General features: G+C 65.4%; 14 protein-coding genes and 1 riboswitch. Of the genes, 9 read left to right on the forward strand and 5 right to left on the reverse strand.

Features of this window, described 5'->3' with window-relative positions:
* Positions 1-172 precede the first annotated feature (172 nt).
* Positions 173-3,748: a hybrid sensor histidine kinase/response regulator gene (locus ACCQ16_RS14740; RefSeq protein WP_127167366.1), complete on the reverse strand. Its 3,576-nt coding sequence runs from the start codon at positions 3,746-3,748 to the stop codon at positions 173-175.
* Positions 3,749-3,844: 96 nt separating this feature from the next.
* Between ACCQ16_RS14740 and ACCQ16_RS14745 the strand changes: the two genes are divergently transcribed.
* The 3 genes from ACCQ16_RS14745 to ACCQ16_RS14755 are packed head-to-tail and all read left to right on the forward strand — an operon-like array spanning position 3,845 to position 5,646.
* The gene (locus tag ACCQ16_RS14745; protein WP_277572593.1) at positions 3,845-4,507 is read left to right on the forward strand and encodes a YceI family protein; all 663 of its coding nucleotides are present in this window, start codon (positions 3,845-3,847) and stop codon (positions 4,505-4,507) included.
* Positions 4,504-5,067, forward strand: a complete 564-nt coding sequence (locus ACCQ16_RS14750; RefSeq protein WP_008575305.1) for a cytochrome b — start codon at positions 4,504-4,506, stop codon at positions 5,065-5,067. Before ACCQ16_RS14745 ends, ACCQ16_RS14750 begins: the two co-directional genes overlap by 4 nt.
* 9 nt (positions 5,068-5,076) lie before the next feature.
* Complete coding sequence (locus tag ACCQ16_RS14755; protein WP_008575303.1) at positions 5,077-5,646, forward strand: YceI family protein; 570 nt, start codon at positions 5,077-5,079, stop codon at positions 5,644-5,646.
* A 146-nt stretch (positions 5,647-5,792) separates the two neighbouring features.
* Here the strand turns inward: ACCQ16_RS14755 and ACCQ16_RS14760 are convergent, their stop codons facing one another.
* Positions 5,793-6,032 carry a glutaredoxin family protein gene (locus ACCQ16_RS14760; protein ID WP_008575301.1) on the reverse strand — a complete coding sequence of 80 codons (240 nt, stop codon included), beginning with the start codon at positions 6,030-6,032 and terminating at the stop codon, positions 5,793-5,795.
* A gap of 87 nt (positions 6,033-6,119) precedes the next feature.
* Between ACCQ16_RS14760 and ACCQ16_RS14765 the strand changes: the two genes are divergently transcribed.
* Together ACCQ16_RS14765 and ACCQ16_RS14770 are read left to right on the forward strand one after the other, a co-directional pair.
* Positions 6,120-7,502 carry an L-serine ammonia-lyase gene (locus ACCQ16_RS14765; protein WP_031423666.1) on the forward strand — a complete coding sequence of 461 codons (1,383 nt, stop codon included), beginning with the start codon at positions 6,120-6,122 and terminating at the stop codon, positions 7,500-7,502.
* Between the two features lie 334 nt (positions 7,503-7,836).
* On the forward strand, positions 7,837-8,844 hold the full coding sequence (locus tag ACCQ16_RS14770) for an alpha/beta fold hydrolase (protein WP_372379998.1): 1,008 nt from the start codon (positions 7,837-7,839) through the stop codon (positions 8,842-8,844).
* Positions 8,845-9,177: 333 nt separating this feature from the next.
* Here the strand turns inward: ACCQ16_RS14770 and ACCQ16_RS14775 are convergent, their stop codons facing one another.
* Genes ACCQ16_RS14775 through metX form a run of 3 tightly spaced genes read right to left on the reverse strand, consistent with a single transcriptional unit; the run spans position 9,178 to position 12,508 of the window.
* Positions 9,178-10,266, reverse strand: a complete 1,089-nt coding sequence (locus ACCQ16_RS14775) for a homoserine dehydrogenase family protein (RefSeq protein WP_277572591.1) — start codon at positions 10,264-10,266, stop codon at positions 9,178-9,180.
* Entirely contained in the window at positions 10,263-11,480 is a 1,218-nt protein-coding gene (locus ACCQ16_RS14780) for an O-succinylhomoserine (thiol)-lyase (protein WP_277572590.1), read from the reverse strand. The genes ACCQ16_RS14775 and ACCQ16_RS14780 overlap by 4 nt, the downstream gene beginning before the upstream one ends.
* Positions 11,477-12,508: a homoserine O-succinyltransferase MetX gene (gene metX, locus ACCQ16_RS14785; protein ID WP_277572589.1), complete on the reverse strand. Its 1,032-nt coding sequence runs from the start codon at positions 12,506-12,508 to the stop codon at positions 11,477-11,479. The genes ACCQ16_RS14780 and metX overlap by 4 nt, the downstream gene beginning before the upstream one ends.
* Before the next feature lie 69 nt (positions 12,509-12,577).
* Positions 12,578-12,698: riboswitch (SAM riboswitch) on the reverse strand.
* 127 nt (positions 12,699-12,825) lie between these two features.
* On the opposite strand from metX, the gene ACCQ16_RS14790 reads away from it, so the two are divergent.
* From ACCQ16_RS14790 to ACCQ16_RS14805, 4 genes are all read left to right on the forward strand, one after another.
* Entirely contained in the window at positions 12,826-13,731 is a 906-nt protein-coding gene (locus ACCQ16_RS14790; protein WP_122272485.1) for a M23 family metallopeptidase, read from the forward strand.
* 137 nt (positions 13,732-13,868) lie between these two features.
* The gene (locus tag ACCQ16_RS14795) at positions 13,869-15,473 is read left to right on the forward strand and encodes a peptide chain release factor 3 (protein WP_031423675.1); all 1,605 of its coding nucleotides are present in this window, start codon (positions 13,869-13,871) and stop codon (positions 15,471-15,473) included.
* Positions 15,474-15,548: 75 nt separating this feature from the next.
* Positions 15,549-16,193 carry a PAQR family membrane homeostasis protein TrhA gene (gene trhA / locus ACCQ16_RS14800; RefSeq protein WP_008572085.1) on the forward strand — a complete coding sequence of 215 codons (645 nt, stop codon included), beginning with the start codon at positions 15,549-15,551 and terminating at the stop codon, positions 16,191-16,193.
* A gap of 58 nt (positions 16,194-16,251) precedes the next feature.
* Positions 16,252-18,207, forward strand: coding sequence for an AsmA family protein (locus ACCQ16_RS14805; protein ID WP_277572588.1), 1,956 nt, complete (start codon positions 16,252-16,254; stop codon positions 18,205-18,207).
* Positions 18,208-18,209: the final 2 nt, after the last annotated feature.

Consider the following 18,209-nt stretch of genomic DNA (forward strand, 5'->3'; position numbering starts at 1 on the left):
CTGCGACTGACCCGGCATGCGACCAAATGCTTGGCCGGCCAGTGCAGCAGGTATCTGCTGCGCATGGCACTGGTCGTGGCGAACGCACTGCTGGTTTACTGTCTGCCGTGCGGAACTAAGACAGCGCCAGCGCGAGGCTGCTGTCGCGTCCTCGCCTGGCTTGCACGTGGACCTACGCGTCGCCGGCCTCGCGTTCGCGCTGGCCATCATCGACATCGGCAAGCACCCGCGCCAAGGCCTGCGCCAGCAAATCGCCCGTGACCGGTTTGCGCAGAAAGCCATTGCAGCCGGCGGCCATCGCCTGCGGTTCGGCATCCGTGTCGGCACGTGCGGTCACGGCCACGATCGGGAAGCGCACACCGCGCGCGCGCAACTGCGCCACCAGCGCCGCACCATCGAGGCCGGGAAGATCCAGATCGCACAATCCCGCATCGAAACTGCGCGTGCTCACCTCTGCCAGCGCGGCAAGACCATGCAGCACATGCGTGACGTGATGCCCACGCGTCTGCAGCAGGCCCACGATCACCTGCGCCACGGTCGCATCGTCCTCGACCAGCAGCAGCTGCAACGGCGCTTGCTCACGCAGCGACGGAGCGCGCACTGCAGGCAGCGTGACCGCAGGCAAGGTGGACACCCAGTGCAACGGCAGCTCGACCACAAAACACGCGCCCTGCCCCAATTCACTGGTGACCGTCACCGCGCCGCCCATCGCCGCGGCAAGTTCGCGGCAGATCGCCAGCCCCAGCCCACTGCCGCCGTGCCGTGCCAGCGTGAGCGCGCCTTCGGCCTGTTCAAACCGCTGGAACAGCCGTCCGCGCTGCTCGGCGCTCATGCCCGGCCCGGTGTCGCGCACTTCCACGCGCAGACCCTGCCGGGTGTACTGCGGCAACGTGGTAAGGCGCAGGTGCACGCTACCGCGCTCGGTGAACTTGACCGCATTGAACAGCAGATTCAGCAGGATCTGCTGCACGCGACTGGCATCGCCATGCAATGCCGGCGGCAATGCCTCGTCGAGCTCGCACTGGAAGGCCAGCTGCTTCTGCTCGGCACTCGGGCGCACCAGTTCCACCACCTGGCCGACCAACTGGCGCAGATCGAAATCGCGGTAATCCAGCGGCAATTTGCCCGCTTCGATCCGGGCCAGATCCAGTGCATCGTTGACCAGACGCAGCAGGTGCTTGCCGGCCAGCTGGATCGCGCTTGCATAGCCTTGCTGACGGCCATCCAATGGGGTCTGCAGCAGCAACTCGCTCATGCCCAGCACACCGGTCATCGGCGTGCGCACCTCGTGACCCAACGTTGCCAGAAAGCGCGTTTTGGCCAGCGATGCCTGCTCGGCCAACTCGCGCTTGTGTTGCGCCAGCTGCCATTGCGCGCGCATGCGAATACGTCGCCGATATGCGGCGGCCAGCAAGGCGCTCAACAGCAATCCGGAAAACCCAATCGCCGCAATCCCGATCTCGCTACGCCACCAGGGCGGCCTGACCGAAAACTGCAGCGAACGTACCTGCGAGCGATTGCCCAGCGGGTCGATGCCCTGCAGCGCAAGCGCGTAGTTGCCGGCAGGCAGGCTGGCGAATTCGCGGATGCCGGTGTTGCCTATGGTCTGCCAGTCCGTATCGAAGCCTTTCAGGAAGCTGCGATACCGATTGGACAGCGGGTCGCTGTAAGACAGCAGGCGGCTGACGATCTGCAGCTGGCGGTCCTCCGGGCCCAGCTGGAACGGGCGGTCCATCGGCAAGGCGATGCGTGCGCCATTGCGCAGCACGCTGACGTGTTCCAGCTGCAGTGCCGGTACGAACGGGGCAACATCCGGCATTGCCGTATCCAGCAGCACGGTAGAGCCATCGCTGGTTGCCCCGATCAAGGTGTCGCCCGAGGTCAACAGGCAATGCTGGATGAACTCCTGACTGGTGAGGCCATCGCGCGTGCCGATATTGCGGACCCGCGCCGGATGCACCGAGGGATCGATCCGCCAAAGCCCGCGCAGACTGGAAATCCAGACACGGCCACGCGGGTCGATCTGCATGGCAGAGGCATCGAACCCGCTCAGTCCATCCGCTTCGCCTACCTGACGCACGCGCTTCCAGCCGGCGGCGCGCTTTTGCCACTGCTCTGCACCGGAGGCGCGATATACCCAAAGTGTGTCCGCAGACTGGCTGGCGAATGCCTGGATCGGCGTCCCCTCAAGCCCTGCCACCGGCACGAAGCGGCTTGTCGCGTCGTCCCATGCGAACATGCCGCCCTCGCCGGCCACCCAGACGCGTCCGTCGGGGCCCTGGTCCAGTTGCTGGATGTCGATCGCGCGTAGGCCATGCAGGTCTTGTTGGGTCATCCGCTGCAAGACCTTGCCGGTGCGTAGATCGCGCTGCTGCACCATGTCGATGAAGGCCATCCAGACGGTGTCGCCATGCTCCATGATCCATTCCGGCGCCGACAACGCCGATGACGGCTCGGGCCCATCGGACGGCCAGTGCACGAAGTCACCGGTCCGCAGGTCCATCCGCGAAAGGCCAAAGGTCAAATTCCCTAGCCACACCCGTTGCAGGCGATCTTCCAATGCCGACACCAACTCCATCCCTTTGAGCTGCGGCGACTGCAGGCCTGTCTGGAACGAATCGCCGGTGCTCGGATCCACGCGCAACAGACGCCCCTGCGCATCGACCTGCCATAAGCCCCCTGAGCGCTTGGCAGGCGCCAGGTTGCAATAGATCGCATCGCCCATCGGCACCGCGGGCTTGAGCACGGCACTGCGTTTCCAGTCGGCTGGCAGATACCCGAGCCCGGTGCCATGCATGGGCACCCACAGGCCGCCATCGGCCGCCCCCATCAAGCCGATCACGTTACGACGCGACAGCGGCCCCTCCCCGCTCAGGGCGGGCACCGGTGGACGCTCTCCGCGCGTGCGCCAAAGACCACGTCCGCTGCCCAGCCAGAATTCGCCATCCGGCGTCGCGACTGCGCCCCAGAATTCATTGCCATTGCCGAACATCGTTGACCAGGCAAGCGGTTGCCAGCGACCGTCGGCGCGCAGCACGTGCAATCCCGATTCGCTTCCCAGCCACAAACGGTCCCCGGCCCACTGCAAACCGAAGATGGCCGCTTCCCGGTTTGGCTCGTCCGCGACGTATTGGCGGTGCAGTTGCGTGCCGTCGTAATAGGCCAGGCCATTGCTGGTACCGATCCACAGGCGGTGCTGGTTGTCCACCGCCAGGTTCATGACCATGGCGTGATCCAGCGCGCCTTCGATCCCGCCTAGGTTCACCGACGACATTCCTCCGTCGGCACCGATGCGCACCAGCGCACCGGTGGTGGTGCCGGCCCAGATGCCGCCATCGAATGCGGCGATGCTGAAGATCTCGCCGTCCTTCAGCAATGGATAGTCTGCAGCGCGATAGTGAACAAAGCGCCTGCGGCCGGCATCCAGCACGCTCAGCGTCTTGCCGCAGCCCACCCAGACCCGGTCCAGCGCATCGATATGCAATGCCTGCACCGCGTTGCAGGGCAACGACCCGGGGTCGGCCGGATCGTGCCGCCAGGTCCTGAAGCCCGCGCCGTCGTACCGCACCAGACCGTCGAGCGTTCCAAGCCATAGATAGCCGGCGCGATCCTGGCTGATGGCAACCACCATCGTCGAAGGCAATCCTTCGCTGGGTCCCACGATCCGAAAGCGTGGCACTTCCGGAATCTTTGCCGCGCACGGCCAGATCGCCAACAGCACGGCCAGCACCACGATGAGTACACGCATGGGGGAATCCTTTCCTCGTCCAGCCGGCATGCTCGCAACGGATCGTTGCGAGCGCAAGCCGAGCGCGCGTTGCCGGGATATGTCTAGAATCCGCCCATGACAATCCTCGCCCGCCTATTGGTGTCCTCTGCCCTGGTTGCAACCAGCCTCGCCGCCACCGCTGCGCCTGTGCGGTATGCGCTGGATCCGGTGCATACCCGGGTGTTGTTCGCGGTGGAACATGCCGGCTTTTCCAAGGCATTGGGTACCGTTTCCGGAAGTAGCGGCACCTTGGTCTTCGACCCGGACGACTGGGCCGCCGCCCGGCTGGATGTCACCGTGCCGCTGCACCGCGCAGACCTGGGCGATGCCAAGTGGAACCAGGCCACCCTGGCACGCAACCTACTCGACGCCGAGCGCTTTCCCGACGCGCATTTCGTCTCCACGCACGTCGAGGCCAGCGGCGAAAACCACGCCAAGGTCAGCGGTAACCTGACCCTGCACGGGGTCACCCGCCCGGTTACCCTGGACGTCACCCTCAACGCGCTCAAGCGCCATCCGCTCCCGCCGTTCCGCCGTACGGCCGGTTTCTCCGCCACCGCCACGCTGAGCCGTTCCGAGTTCGGGATTGATGCCTGGAAATCGATGATCGGCGACAGCGTGGAGTTGCGCATCGAAGCCGAAGCCGTGCGCGAAGGGCGCGCCGACGACGAGACCCCCGAGCCGCAAGCCGCACCCACGCCTGCGGACGCCGCCACCACCCAGGAATCGGGCACATGAGCATGAAGAACCTCGAGCGCTGGGGCGGTGTGAGCCAGACCCTGCACTGGTTGATCGCACTGCTGATCCTGGTGCTGGGCATCGTCGGCCTGACCATGGGCGAGCTGCCCAAGACCCCGAAATACTTCTGGGTGTACACGGCGCACAAATCGGTGGGGCTGACTGTCCTGGCCTTGGTGATCGTGCGGCTTGGGTGGCGCATTTACGCCGGCGCACCGCCGCCGGTGGCCGGTACGCCGCGCTGGCAGGAGCGCATCGCCGGGTTCACCCACTGGCTGCTGTACGCCATGATCTTCGCCATGCCGCTGTCGGGCTGGTTGTACGACTCCACCAGCGGCCTGCGGCCGTTTCGCTGGTTCGGCCTGTTCAATGTGCCCAAGCTCAGCCCCCCGGACGAACAATTGCGCGCCATTGCGCACTTCGTCCACGAATGGGGTTTCTGGTTGCTGATTGCCGTGGTATTGGCGCATGCCGGCGCTGCGTTTTACCACCACCTGTTCCAGCGCGACGCCACCCTGGCGCGGATGTTGCCGCGTGGCTGGCTGGCTCCCAAACCATAAGGATTTCCCATGTCGTCCAAGTTGTTTGTCTCTCCGATGCTGGTCGCGGCCTCGCTGGTTGCCACGTTCGCCGCCGCCCCGGTGCTGGCCGCCGATTACGTGCAGGCGCCCGGCTCCAGCCTGGTATTTGCCAGCAAGTACGACGGTGAAGTGTTCACCGGCAAGTTCCCCGGCTTCGACACCACGCTGAGTTTCGATCCGGCCAATCTTGCCGGGGCCAAGCTCGATGTGCGTATCCCGCTGGCCAGCGCGGTCAGCGGCAACAACGATCGCGATTCCACCCTGCAGGGTCCGGATTTCTTCAATGTCGCCAAGTTCGCCACTGCGCGCTACCGCGCCGACAAGTTCCGCGCCCTGGGCGGCAACCAGTACGCTGCCGACGGCACCTTGGAACTGCGCGGTGTCAGCAAGCCGGTGATGCTGACCTTTACCTGGACGCCCGGCGCGCAGCCGGTGCTGTCCGGCAAGGCCGTCGTCAAGCGGCTGGACTTTGGCGTGGGCGGCGGCGACTGGGCCGACACCAAGACCATTCCCAACGAAACCGCGATCAGCACCAAGGTCGTGTTGAAGGCGAAGTAACGCCACAGGCTGCAACCGGACGCAGCCACTGAGCGGCGGACTACTCGTCGGGTCCGCCGCTTTTTTGTGCCCACATGGCGTGGGACAGCGAGCCGGTGCTCACCGGCTGCTATAGATTGCGGAGCCGGCGCGTTGTCGTGCCGCTCCTACCGCTTGGCGACGTCGTCGTCCAGCCATGCGCGCAAGCGCACGCGATCGAACGGCCAATCCAGCTCGCGTCCACGCGCATCGCGCAGCACCGGCACGCGCGCGCCGTAAACGACCTCAAGCGCCGCGTCGTCGTCGATGAACACGCTGTCGAAATCGCCTGCACGCGCCTGCGCCAGCACTTCCACGGCCTGGTCGCACAGGTGGCAATCGTCGCGCTGGTACAGGGTCAGGTGCATCGGCCGGGCTCTCATGCTGCGCTGCAGCCGTGCCGCAAGCGCCGAACGACTAGAATAGCTGCCTTTACGCTCACCTCTCCGGCACGCATGGCTGTCAGCACGTTCGACCTGTTCAAGATCGGTATCGGCCCAAGTTCCTCCCACACCGTGGGGCCGATGCGCGCCGCCGAGCGCTTCGTGCATCGCTGGCTGCTCGATGCCGGGCGCCTGCAGGACGTGGTGCGCATCCGCGCCGAAGTGTTCGGCTCGCTCGCCCTGACCGGCCGCGGCCATGGCACCGACAAGGCGGTGCTGCTCGGGCTGGAGGGCCACCGCCCCAACCTGATCGACCCGGACATCATCCCCGCCACGCTGGAGCGCATTCGTACCAGCAAGCGCATCACCTTGATGGGCCAGCACGCCATCGTCTTCGACGAAAAGCGCGACCTTCCGATGAACAAGCGGCAGAAGCTGCCGTACCACACCAACGGCATGCGCTTTACCGCCTACGATGCCGATGAAGCCGTCATCGCCACACGCGATTACTATTCGGTCGGCGGCGGCTTCGTGGTCAATCAGGACGACGCCGCAGACGACCGCATCGTGGCCGACGAAACGCCGCTGCCCTACCCGTTCCTCAGCGGCGACGAACTGCTGGCGCAGTGCGCGCGCAGCGGCCTGAGCATTGCCGCGCTGATGTTCGAGAACGAAAAGAGCTGGCGCAGCGAAGAGGAGATCCGTGCGGGCCTGCGCGAACTGTGGAATGCAATGCAGTCCTGCGTGACGCGCGGCATCCGCGAAGAAGGCACGCTACCGGGCGGCCTGAATGTCTCCCGCCGCGCACCAGCGCTGTACCGCGAACTGTCCTCCAAGCCGGAGGCGGCCATGCGCGACCCGTTGACCACGCTGGATTGGGTCAACCTGTACGCACTGGCCGTCAACGAAGAAAACGCCGCCGGCGGCCGCGTGGTCACCGCGCCGACCAACGGCGCGGCCGGCATCATTCCGGCGGTGCTGCATTATTTCGACCGCTTCTGCGCAGGCGCATCCGAACAACGCATCTTCGATTTCCTGCTCACCGCAGCGGCCATCGGCATTCTCTACAAAGAAAACGCCTCGATTTCCGGTGCCGAAGTCGGCTGCCAGGGCGAAGTGGGCGTGGCCTGCTCGATGGCCGCCGGCGGCCTGGTTGCCGCACTCGGCGGCAACCCCGGGCAGATCGAAAACGCTGCGGAAATCGGCATGGAACACAACCTGGGCCTGACCTGCGATCCGATCGGCGGGCTGGTGCAGATTCCGTGCATCGAACGCAACGCCATGGGCGCGGTGAAGGCCATCAACGCCAGCCGCATGGCCATGCGTGGCGACGGCAAGCACAAGGTCTCGCTGGACAAGGTCATCAAGACCATGCGCGACACCGGCCGCGACATGCAGGACAAGTACAAGGAAACCAGCCGCGGCGGGCTGGCGGTGAACGTCATCGAATGCTGAGCCAATCGTAGGCGGAGTGCTGCTCAACCCAGCGCGCGCAGCGACGAAAGAATCCGCTCCACGGATGCATGCCCTTGCATTGCCGTTCTCGTGCACGCAGGAAGAAGATGCGCGAAATGCAGATGAGGGGACGCACCAGCCGCGGGGAACGCGCTGCCCTTCTCCCCGCACGGGGGAGAAGGTGCGCGAAGCGTGGATGAGGGCAATAGAGGTCGGCGCACGCATCGGAGCCGGGTCGCCAGCCATCGTCAGCAACGCGCCTGCAGCGCCCGCCAACCGTCACCCAGCTGTACGTTCCCACCACATTCGCCGCTGTACCGTCAGGGCTGGATTGATGGAGATCACGATGCGAAAGCGCGTTTGCACCCTCATGCTCGCCCTGGCCAGTAGTCCGCTCCTGGCGCAGGAAGCCAGTTATGGCCCGCGGCTGGAAGGCTTCGACTACCCACATCCAGTCAAGACTTATGCATTCACCTCGCAACAGCAGCCGCTGGAAATGGCCTATCTGGATGTTGCGCCAACCGGCACGCCCAATGGCCACACTGCGGTGCTGTTGCATGGCAAGAACTTCTGCGCCGCCACCTGGGAAGACAGCATCGCCGCGCTAAGCAAGGCCGGCTACCGCGTCATCGCGCCAGACCAGATCGGTTTCTGCAAGTCCAGCAAGCCGGCCGCCTATCAGTTTTCGTTCGCGCAACTGGCAGACAATACGCATGCGTTGTTGAAGACGCTCGGCATCGAACGTGCGGTGGTGGTCGGCCATTCGATGGGCGGCATGCTGGCCATTCGCTATGCGCTGATGTACCCGCAATCCACCGAGCATCTGGCGCTGGTGGACCCCATCGGGCTGGAAGACTGGAAGGCCGAAGGCGTCCCCTGGCGCAGCGTGGATGCGTGGTACGACAACGAGCTGAAGACCAGCTTCGAACGGATCAAGAAGTACCAGATGGACGTGTACTACGCCGGTCAATGGAAGCCGGCATTCGAACGCTGGGCGCGCATGCAGGCCGGTATGTCGCTGGGCAAGGGCAAGCAGGCCGTGGCGTGGAATCAGGCGTTGACCTACGACATGGTCTTCAACCAACCGGTGGTCTACGAGCTGCCCAGACTTGCGGTGCCGACCACGCTGTTCATCGGCCTCAAGGACCGCACCGCCATCGGCAAGGACACCGCACCGCCCGAGGTCAAGGCACGCGTGGGCGATTACACCAAGCTGGGCAAGCGCGCGGCAGCCGCGATTCCGAATGCGAAACTGATCGAGTTCGCCGATCTGGGCCATTCGCCACAGGTGCAGGACCCGGCCCGCTTCAATGCTGCGCTGTTGAAGGCGATCGCGCCGTAATGCTGTGGATCTATGGGAGGGCAACGGTCGGTCGCCCTCTCATCTTCACCGCGGCCGGTCGAAACCGGCTGCAGCCAGCACCGATGGGCAGATCGCGCCGGCACGGCAGTTGGCGTGCCGGCAGTTGTAAACACGCACGCGCCAACTTTCATCCATCACGCATCCATCTCCGGCATCCGATCATCTTGCGACCACGCCCAGATCGAACGAGCGGTCGCCTGTAACCCGCACATTCGAGGCTCCAGGGGTGTCGGCACGCGCAGCATCGATCGCGCGCGCACCGCAGCGCCGCAAGGCGCACGGCAACGCACCGGCGTCAGCTCGGTCGCGCCATCAGCCGGCCACGATCCGCAACACGTCATCCAGCAACGCCGCTGCAGTCACCTCGGCGCCCGCGCCCGGGCCCTGGATCAGCAGCGGCTGCGCGCGATAGCGGTCACTGCTGATCGCCACGCGGTTGTCGGTCCCGGCACCGCCGGCCAGGGGGTGGTCCAGCGCCAGCTCACGCAATCCCACGCTTGCACCATGCGCGTCCACACGGCCGACAAAGCGCAGGCAACGCCCTGCCGCACGCGCTTGTTGCCAACGCGCGCCCACCACCGCATCCAGCGCGCCCAACTGCGCATCCAGTTCAGCAAGCGGCGCCTTGGCAACGACGGCAGGCACCAGCGATTCCACATGCACCTGCTCGGCTTCCAGTTGCCACCCCGCGGCACGCGCCAGGATCAGCAGCTTGCGCCGCACATCCTCGCCAGCGAGATCGATGCGTGGATCCGGCTCGGTATAACCAGCCGCCATCGCTTCGCGCACACAGGCAGAAAACGCGCCACTGCCGTCGTAGCGATGAAACAGCCACGCCAACGATCCGGACAACACGCCTTCGATCGAATGAATGCGATCCCCGCCGGCGACCAAGGCGCGCACGCTGCTCAACACCGGTAGCCCGGCGCCCACAGTGGCGCTGTCTCCGTAATACGCGCCGCTGGCATGGCGGGCCGCATGCAGCGCCTGCGCACGCGACAACGCGGTGCCCTGGCCCAGTTTGTTGGCGGTGACCACATGCACACCGCGCTGCAACCATTCGACATGCCAATCGGCCACGACATCGCTGGCAGTCGCATCCACCAATACATCGCCGGCACGCAGTGCGGTGGTTTCTGCCCAGGGCTGCAAGAGCGTTTGCCCGCGCGGCGCCGCATTGGCGTGCTGCAGGGCCTGCTCGGCGCTGACGCCACAATCCTGCGCAACACGCGAATTGGCCAGCCAATCGAAGCGCGGCAAGCGCAGTTGGCGCTGCTGCAGCGCGGTGTAGCGCGTCACGAACGCGCGCCCCACGGTGCCGGTCCCCAGCAAGGCCAGGCGCGGTGTGGGCGTCACTGCTGCGACCGGAGCGCGGCGCGAAACGGGCAGGACATTGCTCACGCGTCGACCTGTTTGCGGCTGGCGGTGGTCAGGGTCGCTTCGGCACGGGCCAGGCCGGCGCGCAGATCGATCAGCAGATCGTCGGCCGATTCGATCCCGATCGACAGGCGCAGCAAGCCATCGGAAATACCGGCTGCCGCACGCGCTTCGGCGGTCATTGCCGCGTGCGTCATCGAGGCAGAATGCGCGATCAGGCTTTCCACGCCGCCCAACGATTCGGCCAGGGTGAAGTAACGCAAGCCATCGACGAACGCACGCACGGCCGCTTCGCCGCCTTCCAGTTCGAAACTCATCATCGCCCCGAAGCCCTTCTGCTGACGCGCGGCCAGTGCATGGCCCGGATGCGAGGCCAGCCCCGGGAAATACACCCGATTCACCGCCGCATGCCCGTCCAGCAACGCAGCGATCGCATCGGCGTTTTCCTGATGCACGCGCAGCCGGGCATCCAGCGTGCGCAGACCGCGCAAGGTAAGGAAGGCATCGAACGGCGAGCCGGTCAGGCCCAACGCATTGGCCCACCACACCAGTTGCTGATGCAGTTGGGCATCGCGTGCCACCACCGCACCGCCCACCACATCGCTATGGCCGTTGATGTACTTGGTGGTGGAGTGCAGAACCAGATCGGCACCGAAATCCAGCGGCTTCTGCAGCGCCGGCGACAGGAACGTGTTGTCCACCACCGTCAATGCGCCGACCTTCCTTGCAGCTTCGATGACAAAGCGCAGATCGGTGATGCGCAGCAGCGGGTTGGACGGGGTTTCGATCAGCACCAGCTTGGGCGACTGCGCCAATGCGTCGGCCAGCGAACGCGGATCGGTCAGATCCGCGGTGATCAGCGCGAAGTGGCCTTTCTTGGCCAAGGCATTGAACAGGCGCCAGCTGCCGCCGTACGCATCGTGCGGCACCACCAGCGTATCGCCGGGTTGCAGCACCGCGTTGAGCACCAGATTGATCGCGCCCATGCCGGTGGAGGTGATCACGCCGCCCGCGCCGCCTTCCAGTTCGGCCAGCGCTTCGCCTAACAGGTCGCGGGTCGGATTGCCGCTGCGGGTGTAGTCGTACTGGCGCTTGTTGCCGAAACCATCGAACGAGAAATTCGACGACAGCACGATCGGCGGGGTCACTGCCCCGTAGGCGGTGTCGCGATCGATACCGGCACGCACGGCGGCGGTGGCAGCAGTACAGGGGGCGTCGGTGGGGTCACGAAAGCTCATGCGGTTTCTCCGGTGCTGCGAAGGGCGGTAGTGAGGATTGCGTCGATGCGATCGATTTCTTTCAGGAAGGCGTCGTGCCCATACGGCGAGCGCAACACGCGCAGGCTGCCGCGCGGGCCGAGGCCTTCGACCAGGCTGACCATGTCGGCCAGCGGCACCAGGCGGTCGCCCTCCACCGCCACCACCACGGTGGGCACGCGCACTTGCGCGGGGGCGATGCGATGCAGGTCGATCGATTCGGACAGGCGCAGATACGCGTTCACCGGCGTGCGCGCCACGTACTGCGCACCGGCGGCGTCCAGATAGTCCTCGGCGGCCACACGCACGCGGCCGTTGATGACCTCCGGCGGCGCATCGAAGCGCTCGCTGAATTCTTCCGGCGTGCGGTAGCTGAGCATGGCGAACTGACGCGCCAGCGCCAGGCCATGCTGCTCCGCGCACTGCAGCTGGCCCAGCGCCACCGCGCGGCGCTGCAGGGCACGCCAGGCCGCCGCATACGGATGCGCGCGGTGCGCGCCGCTCACCGCGACCAGGGTGCCGACACGGGCCGCATGGCGAATTGCAAATTGCAATCCCACCAGCGCACCGTAGGAATAGCCGACAAAGCCATGCAAGCGTCCGATGCCCAGCGCGTCCAGCAAGGCGGCAATCGCATCGGCCTGATCGGCGGTATCGATCGGCGCGTCCAGGTTGCCGTCGGCACCGAGAAAGTCGAATGCCAGCAGGCGACGCGCGGCAGGATCCAGTGCGCGGCCATCGCCGACCAGCCCATCCACCCAGCCCTTTTCGGGGAACAGGTCGCTGGCGGCCAGATGGCGGTGCGCGGAAATCCCGCCGGCCACGAACACCACCGGCGCATTGGCCACGCCGATCAGTTCATAGCGCAGCCGCAGCTCGCGCATGCCGGCATGGCGCATCGGCAGGGCGATGACGCGTTCGCCGCGCACGGCAGTGATGCCGTCGTCGCTGCTGGCGGGGGTGTCAACGAAATCGTTGGTAGACGGCGATGCTGTGTTCACGAGGCTCATGGCGGTATCCAGGTGGATCGGCCATCGAGCTTCGCGGAGCTCGCGTTCGACGTGCGCAAGGCACGATTCGAACCATCTTTCGGCGGACGCGGAGGTCCCCGCAGGATTTGGCACCAAACGCGGACGCTTGCGCGCTCCGCTGGCTGCCCCGGCATCAAAGGGCCTGTCCCTCCGCCGGTCTCGATGGTGAGCCTAAGATGCCACCGGAATTTTGCGATGTCAATCTCTTCATACGGATGGAAAGATATATTTTCATCCGTTACCACTCGGGTCGATGCTGGGCCGCATACTTGCGCCCCCTTGCTCGAGTCGATGGCGTGCCCTACCACGTGTCTCGTACTGCCCTGCCCGCCCTGATCGCGGCATGCGTCTTGCTGCCGGCCTGGGTACCTGCGGCACACGCACAACAGCCTTGGCACTGGCCCGGCGCTGCAAAGCACTCGCCCCAGGCACCTGGCGCACAACCCGCGACGACAGCCACAGGCACTGGCGCCTCGCTGCAACTGGAATGGCAGGCACCGGTGTATCTGGCCTGGGTCACCAATCCACTGGCCGGGCCTGCGCAACTGCGCCTGAGCGCACCGCCCAGCGAGGATTACCGCGCCGTGCCGCAATTACCGCTGACGCTCGAGTTGGCCGCACACGAGCGCCGCCTCGTGACCCGGCTGTATCCAGCCAGCAATCAGCGCACCCTGGGCGGTTTCGGCCTCACGCTCGAGGTGGTTCCGGGCGATCCGAGGGCCGCCCCGCAGCCTGTGCGCTATCAATTGCCATTCCACGACGTGCCGGTGCAGGTGGCGCAGGGCTTTGGCGGGCAGTTCAGCCACGCCGATCCGCCCAACTGGTATGCGGTGGACTTCGCCATGCCGCAGGGCACGCCGGTGCTGGCAGCACGCGAGGGCGTGGTCATGGAAGTGCAGCGCGATGTCCTCGACAGCACCCCAAGCGACCCCGCCGCTGGCGGCGGCAACCTGGTGCGCGTCCTGCATGCCGACGGCAGCATGGCCCTGTACGCCCACTTGGCGCCCGACGGCGTGGCGGTGCGACCTGGCCAGGCGGTGCGCACCGGCGAACGGCTTGGCGCCTCAGGCAATACCGGCTTCAGCACCGCGCCGCATCTGCATTTTGCAATCCAGCGCAATGCCGACATGCAGTTGCTCTCGTTGCCGTTCCGCATGCTCGGCCCGCAGGGCGAGCTACGGTTTCCCTCGCCGGCGCCCTGACCGCCGCAGGCTTGACCGACGTCCGCCGCCCAAATCGCCGAGCCCAACCCCTGCCGCAAAAGCGTGCCGCAGCGAAGCCGCTATAATCGTCGGCTTCCTCAGTTTCCGCAGGCGTCCGACCGGGCGCGCCCCCGCCCATGTCCGAAGTCTCCAACGAAGCCGCGCGCCGGCGCACCTTCGCCATCATTTCCCATCCAGATGCCGGCAAGACCACGCTGACCGAAAAGCTGTTGCTGTTCGGCGGCGCGATCCAGATGGCCGGCTCGGTGAAGGGCCGCAAGGCCGCACGCCATGCCACCTCGGACTGGATGGCGCTGGAAAAAGAGCGCGGCATCTCGGTGACCTCCTCGGTGATGCAGTTCCCGTACGAGGGCAAGATCGTCAACCTGCTCGACACGCCCGGCCACGCCGACTTCGGCGAGGATACCTACCGCGTCCTCACCGCGGTGGACTCGGCGCTGATGGTCATCGACGTGGCCAAGGGCGTGGAAGAACGCACCATCAAGCTCATGGAAGTCTGTCGCCTGCGCGACACGCCCATCATGACCTTCATCAACAAGCTCGATCGCGAGGGCAAGAACCCGATCGATCTGCTGGATGAAGTGGAAACCGTGCTCGGCATCCAGTGCGCGCCGGTCACCTGGCCGATCGGCATGGGCCAGCGCCTCAAGGGCGTGGTGCACCTGATCTCCGGCGAAGTGCATCTGTACGAACAGGGGCGCAATTTCACCCGTCAGGATTCCACCATCTTCCCCTCGCTGGAGGCGCCCGGCCTGGTCGAAAAGATCGGCGAACAGATGCTGGACGAGCTGCGCGAGGAGCTGGAACTGGTGCAAGGTGCCAGCAACCCGTTCGATCTTGACGCGTACCGCGCCGGCCAGCAGACCCCGGTGTTCTTCGGTTCGGGCGTCAACAATTTCGGCGTGCAACCGTTGCTGGATTTCTTCGTCGAACACGCACCGCCGCCGCAGGCGCGCGAGACCACCGGCCGCCGCGTGGAGCCGACCGAAGCCAAATTGAGCGGCTTCGTGTTCAAGATTCAGGCCAACATGGATCCGCAGCATCGCGACCGCGTGGCCTTCATGCGCGTGTGCTCTGGCAAGTTCACTGCCGGCATGAAGACGCTGCATGTGCGCAGCGGCAAGGACGTCAAATTGGCCAATGCACTGACCTTCATGGCGTCCGATCGCGAGATCGCCGCAGAAGCGTGGCCGGGCGATGTCATCGGCATCCATAACCACGGCACCATTTCCATCGGCGACACCTTTACCGAAGGCGAATCGCTGTCGTTCACCGGCATTCCCAACTTCGCGCCGGAACTGTTCCGCCGCGCGCGCCTGCGCGATCCGCTCAAGCTCAAGCAATTGCAGAAGGGCCTGGCGCAGCTGTCCGAAGAAGGCGCCACGCAATTCTTCCGCCCGTTGATGAGCAACGACCTGATCCTGGGCGCGGTCGGTGTATTGCAGTTCGACGTGGTCGCGTACCGGCTCAAGGACGAATACGGCGTGGATGCGATCTTCGAGCCGGTGAGCGTCACCACTGCACGCTGGGTGCACTGCGACAATCCCAAGAAGCTGGAAGAATTTCGCGAAAAAAATGCCGGCAACCTGGGCATCGACGCGGCCGGCCAGCTGGTGTACCTGGCACCGACTCGCGTGAATCTGCAGCTGGCACAGGAACGCGCGCCGGATGTGCGCTTTTCGGCCACCCGCGAACATGCGCATGTCAAGGCGATCGATTGACCTGCACATGACCTGCGGCAAGCGTGCGGTACCGCTGGCGATGCGAATTGCTCGCAATTGCGGTACCTTTTTGGCATGAACGCAGACGCCTCCCCCTCGACCGACCTGCGCGACGAAATCGCCAGTGCCGTCACGCACGGCCTGGGTGCGGTTGCCGCACTGGCTGGTGGTTCGGTGCTGATCACGCTGGCCGCCATCTATGGCGATGGCTGGCAACTGGCCACTGCCATCGTGTTCAGTGCCACGCTGGTATTGCTCTACGTCGCCTCCACGCTGTTCCATGCCATTCCGCATCCGGGCGCCAAGGCGCGCCTGCAGGTGCTCGATCATTGCGCGATCTATCTGCTGATCGCCGGCACCTACACACCGTTTACGTTGATCAATCTGCGCGGCCCCTGGGGCTGGGGATTATTCGCCGCCATCTGGACGATCGCCGCCGCCGGGGTGATCTTCAAACTGTTTTTTACCGGTCGCTTTCGATTGCTCTCGACGGTGCTGTATCTGGCGATGGGCTGGCTGATCATCGTGGCTATCGAGCCGCTGCTGCGCTCTGTCGACACCTGGTCGCTGTGCTGGCTGCTGGCTGGCGGGCTCTTCTACACCTTGGGCACGTATTTCTATCAGCGCGACACCCAGCGTTACTTCCATGCCATCTGGCATCTGTTCGTGCTCGCCGGTAGCGCTTGCCACTTCGTTGCGGTGACCGCGCAGGTGATGTGATCTGTGACCGACAGCGCGTTCGCGCGCCGTGCACGAGCCATCGCCAACCATTGTGCACGTGAACAACGTGCCCTCCTCTCCCGCTCGATCGCCCGCCCGCGTCTCGCGCCGTCGCCGCTGGTGGATCGGGCTCGGCATCGTTGCTGTCCTCATAACGATCTTCGTCCTGCTGTTCGACTGGAACTGGTTACGCGGGCCGGTCGAACGCGCGGTCAGCGCGAAGACCGGGCGCGAATTTCATCTGGGCCATCTGGATGTCGATCTGGGCCGTATCACCACGGTGCGCGGCGAGCGATTGAGCTTGGGCAATGCGCTTTGGTCCAAGCGCGGCGCGATGGCAGAAATGAACGCGGCCGAGATCGATGTCGAATTCTGGCCATTGCTGCGCGGCAGTCTGCGGCTGCCGGAGATCCGGCTGGAGCACCCCACCCTGTTGCTGGAAGCCGGCAACGACAGCCATCCGGGTAACTGGGTCTTCGACCAGAGCGATGGCGACGGCAGCATGCCGCGCCTGGGCCGCCTGTTGGTGAACAACGGGCGGCTGCAATATATCGACGATGCCAGCCGCTCGGACGTGGATGTGGCGATCAACAGCCTGGCGCCGCCCAGCAGCGACCAGCGCGCTGCGCCGATCGGCATCGATGGCAAGGGTCGCTGGAAAGGCTACCCGTTCTCGCTCAAGGGCAATACCGCCTCGCCACTGGAATTGAGCCAGACCGAACACCCCTTCCGCATCGATCTGCGCGGCAGCGCCGGCGCCACGCGGACGCACGTGCGCGGCACCTTGACCAATCCGTTTCAGTTCCGGGTGTTCGACCTGCAGATGGCGCTCAGCGGGCAGGATATGGAAGACCTGTACCCGCTGATCGGCGTCGCGATGCCCTCCACGCCGCCTTACAAGCTGGACGGCCGCCTGCGCCGCGACGGCGATGTCTGGCGCTATGAAAAGTTCACCGGCACTGCCGGTGACAGCGATCTTTCCGGCACTGCAGAGATCGACCTGCGCAACAAGCGCCCGTTCCTGCGCGCAGACCTGGCGTCCAAGCGGCTGGATTTCGACGATCTGGCCGGGTTCGTCGGCGCGCCCCCAAAGACCGGAACCAACGAATCGGCAAACGCCGAGCAGAAAAGGCAGGCCGCGCAGCTTGCCGCCAGCCCTCGCGTTCTACCGGCAACGCCTTACGACTTGTCCAAGTTACGTGCGATGGATGCCCAGGTCCGTTGGCGTGCGCAGCGCATCAACGCGCCGTCCTGGCCACTGGACGACATGGATGCCGCGCTGACTTTGAAAGACGGCTTGCTGCGGTTGGACCCATTGAACTTCGGCGTTGCCGGCGGCGACATCCGCTCCACCATCGGCATGGATGCGCGCAATGCAGTCATCACCACCCAACTGAAGGCCAGCATTCGCGGCATTCGTCTGGATCAGCTGTTTCCCGATGCCGCGCTCGCCAAGCAGGCCTCGGGTGCGATCGGCGGCGAGCTGGATCTGCGTGGCCGCGGCAACTCCATCGCCGCGATGCTCGGCAGCGCCGATGGCAGCATCGGCGTCGGCATGGGCCGCGGCCATGTCGGCAACCTGATCATGGAGCTGGCTGGCCTGGACATCGCAGAATCGCTGAAATACCTGCTCACCAAGGACCGGCAGATCCCCGTGCGCTGCATCTTCGGCGACTTCGGCGTGCAGGACGGGCTGATGCAGTCGCGGGCACTGGCCTTCGATAGCACCGACACCATCATCGTCGGCGAAGGCAACATCAGCCTCAAGAACGAAACGCTCGATCTGCTGCTGCGTCCGCGCCCGAAAGATCGCAGCATCCTCAGCTTGCGCTCGCCGCTGCGGATCGGCGGCACCTTCAAGGACCCAAGCTTCCGCCCCGACTTCAAGGCGTTGGGCGTGCGCGGCGCGATCGCGGTCGCGCTCGGCAGCGTCGCACCGCCCGCTGCCCTGCTTGCGACCTTCGAACCAGGCCCGGGCAAGGACAGCGATTGCGGCGGCAAGTACGCGCAGTAAGG

Origin of the sequence: Xanthomonas sp. NCPPB 1062, from assembly GCF_041481705.2 — a bacterium.
Classification (GTDB): domain Bacteria; phylum Pseudomonadota; class Gammaproteobacteria; order Xanthomonadales; family Xanthomonadaceae; genus Xanthomonas; species Xanthomonas euvesicatoria.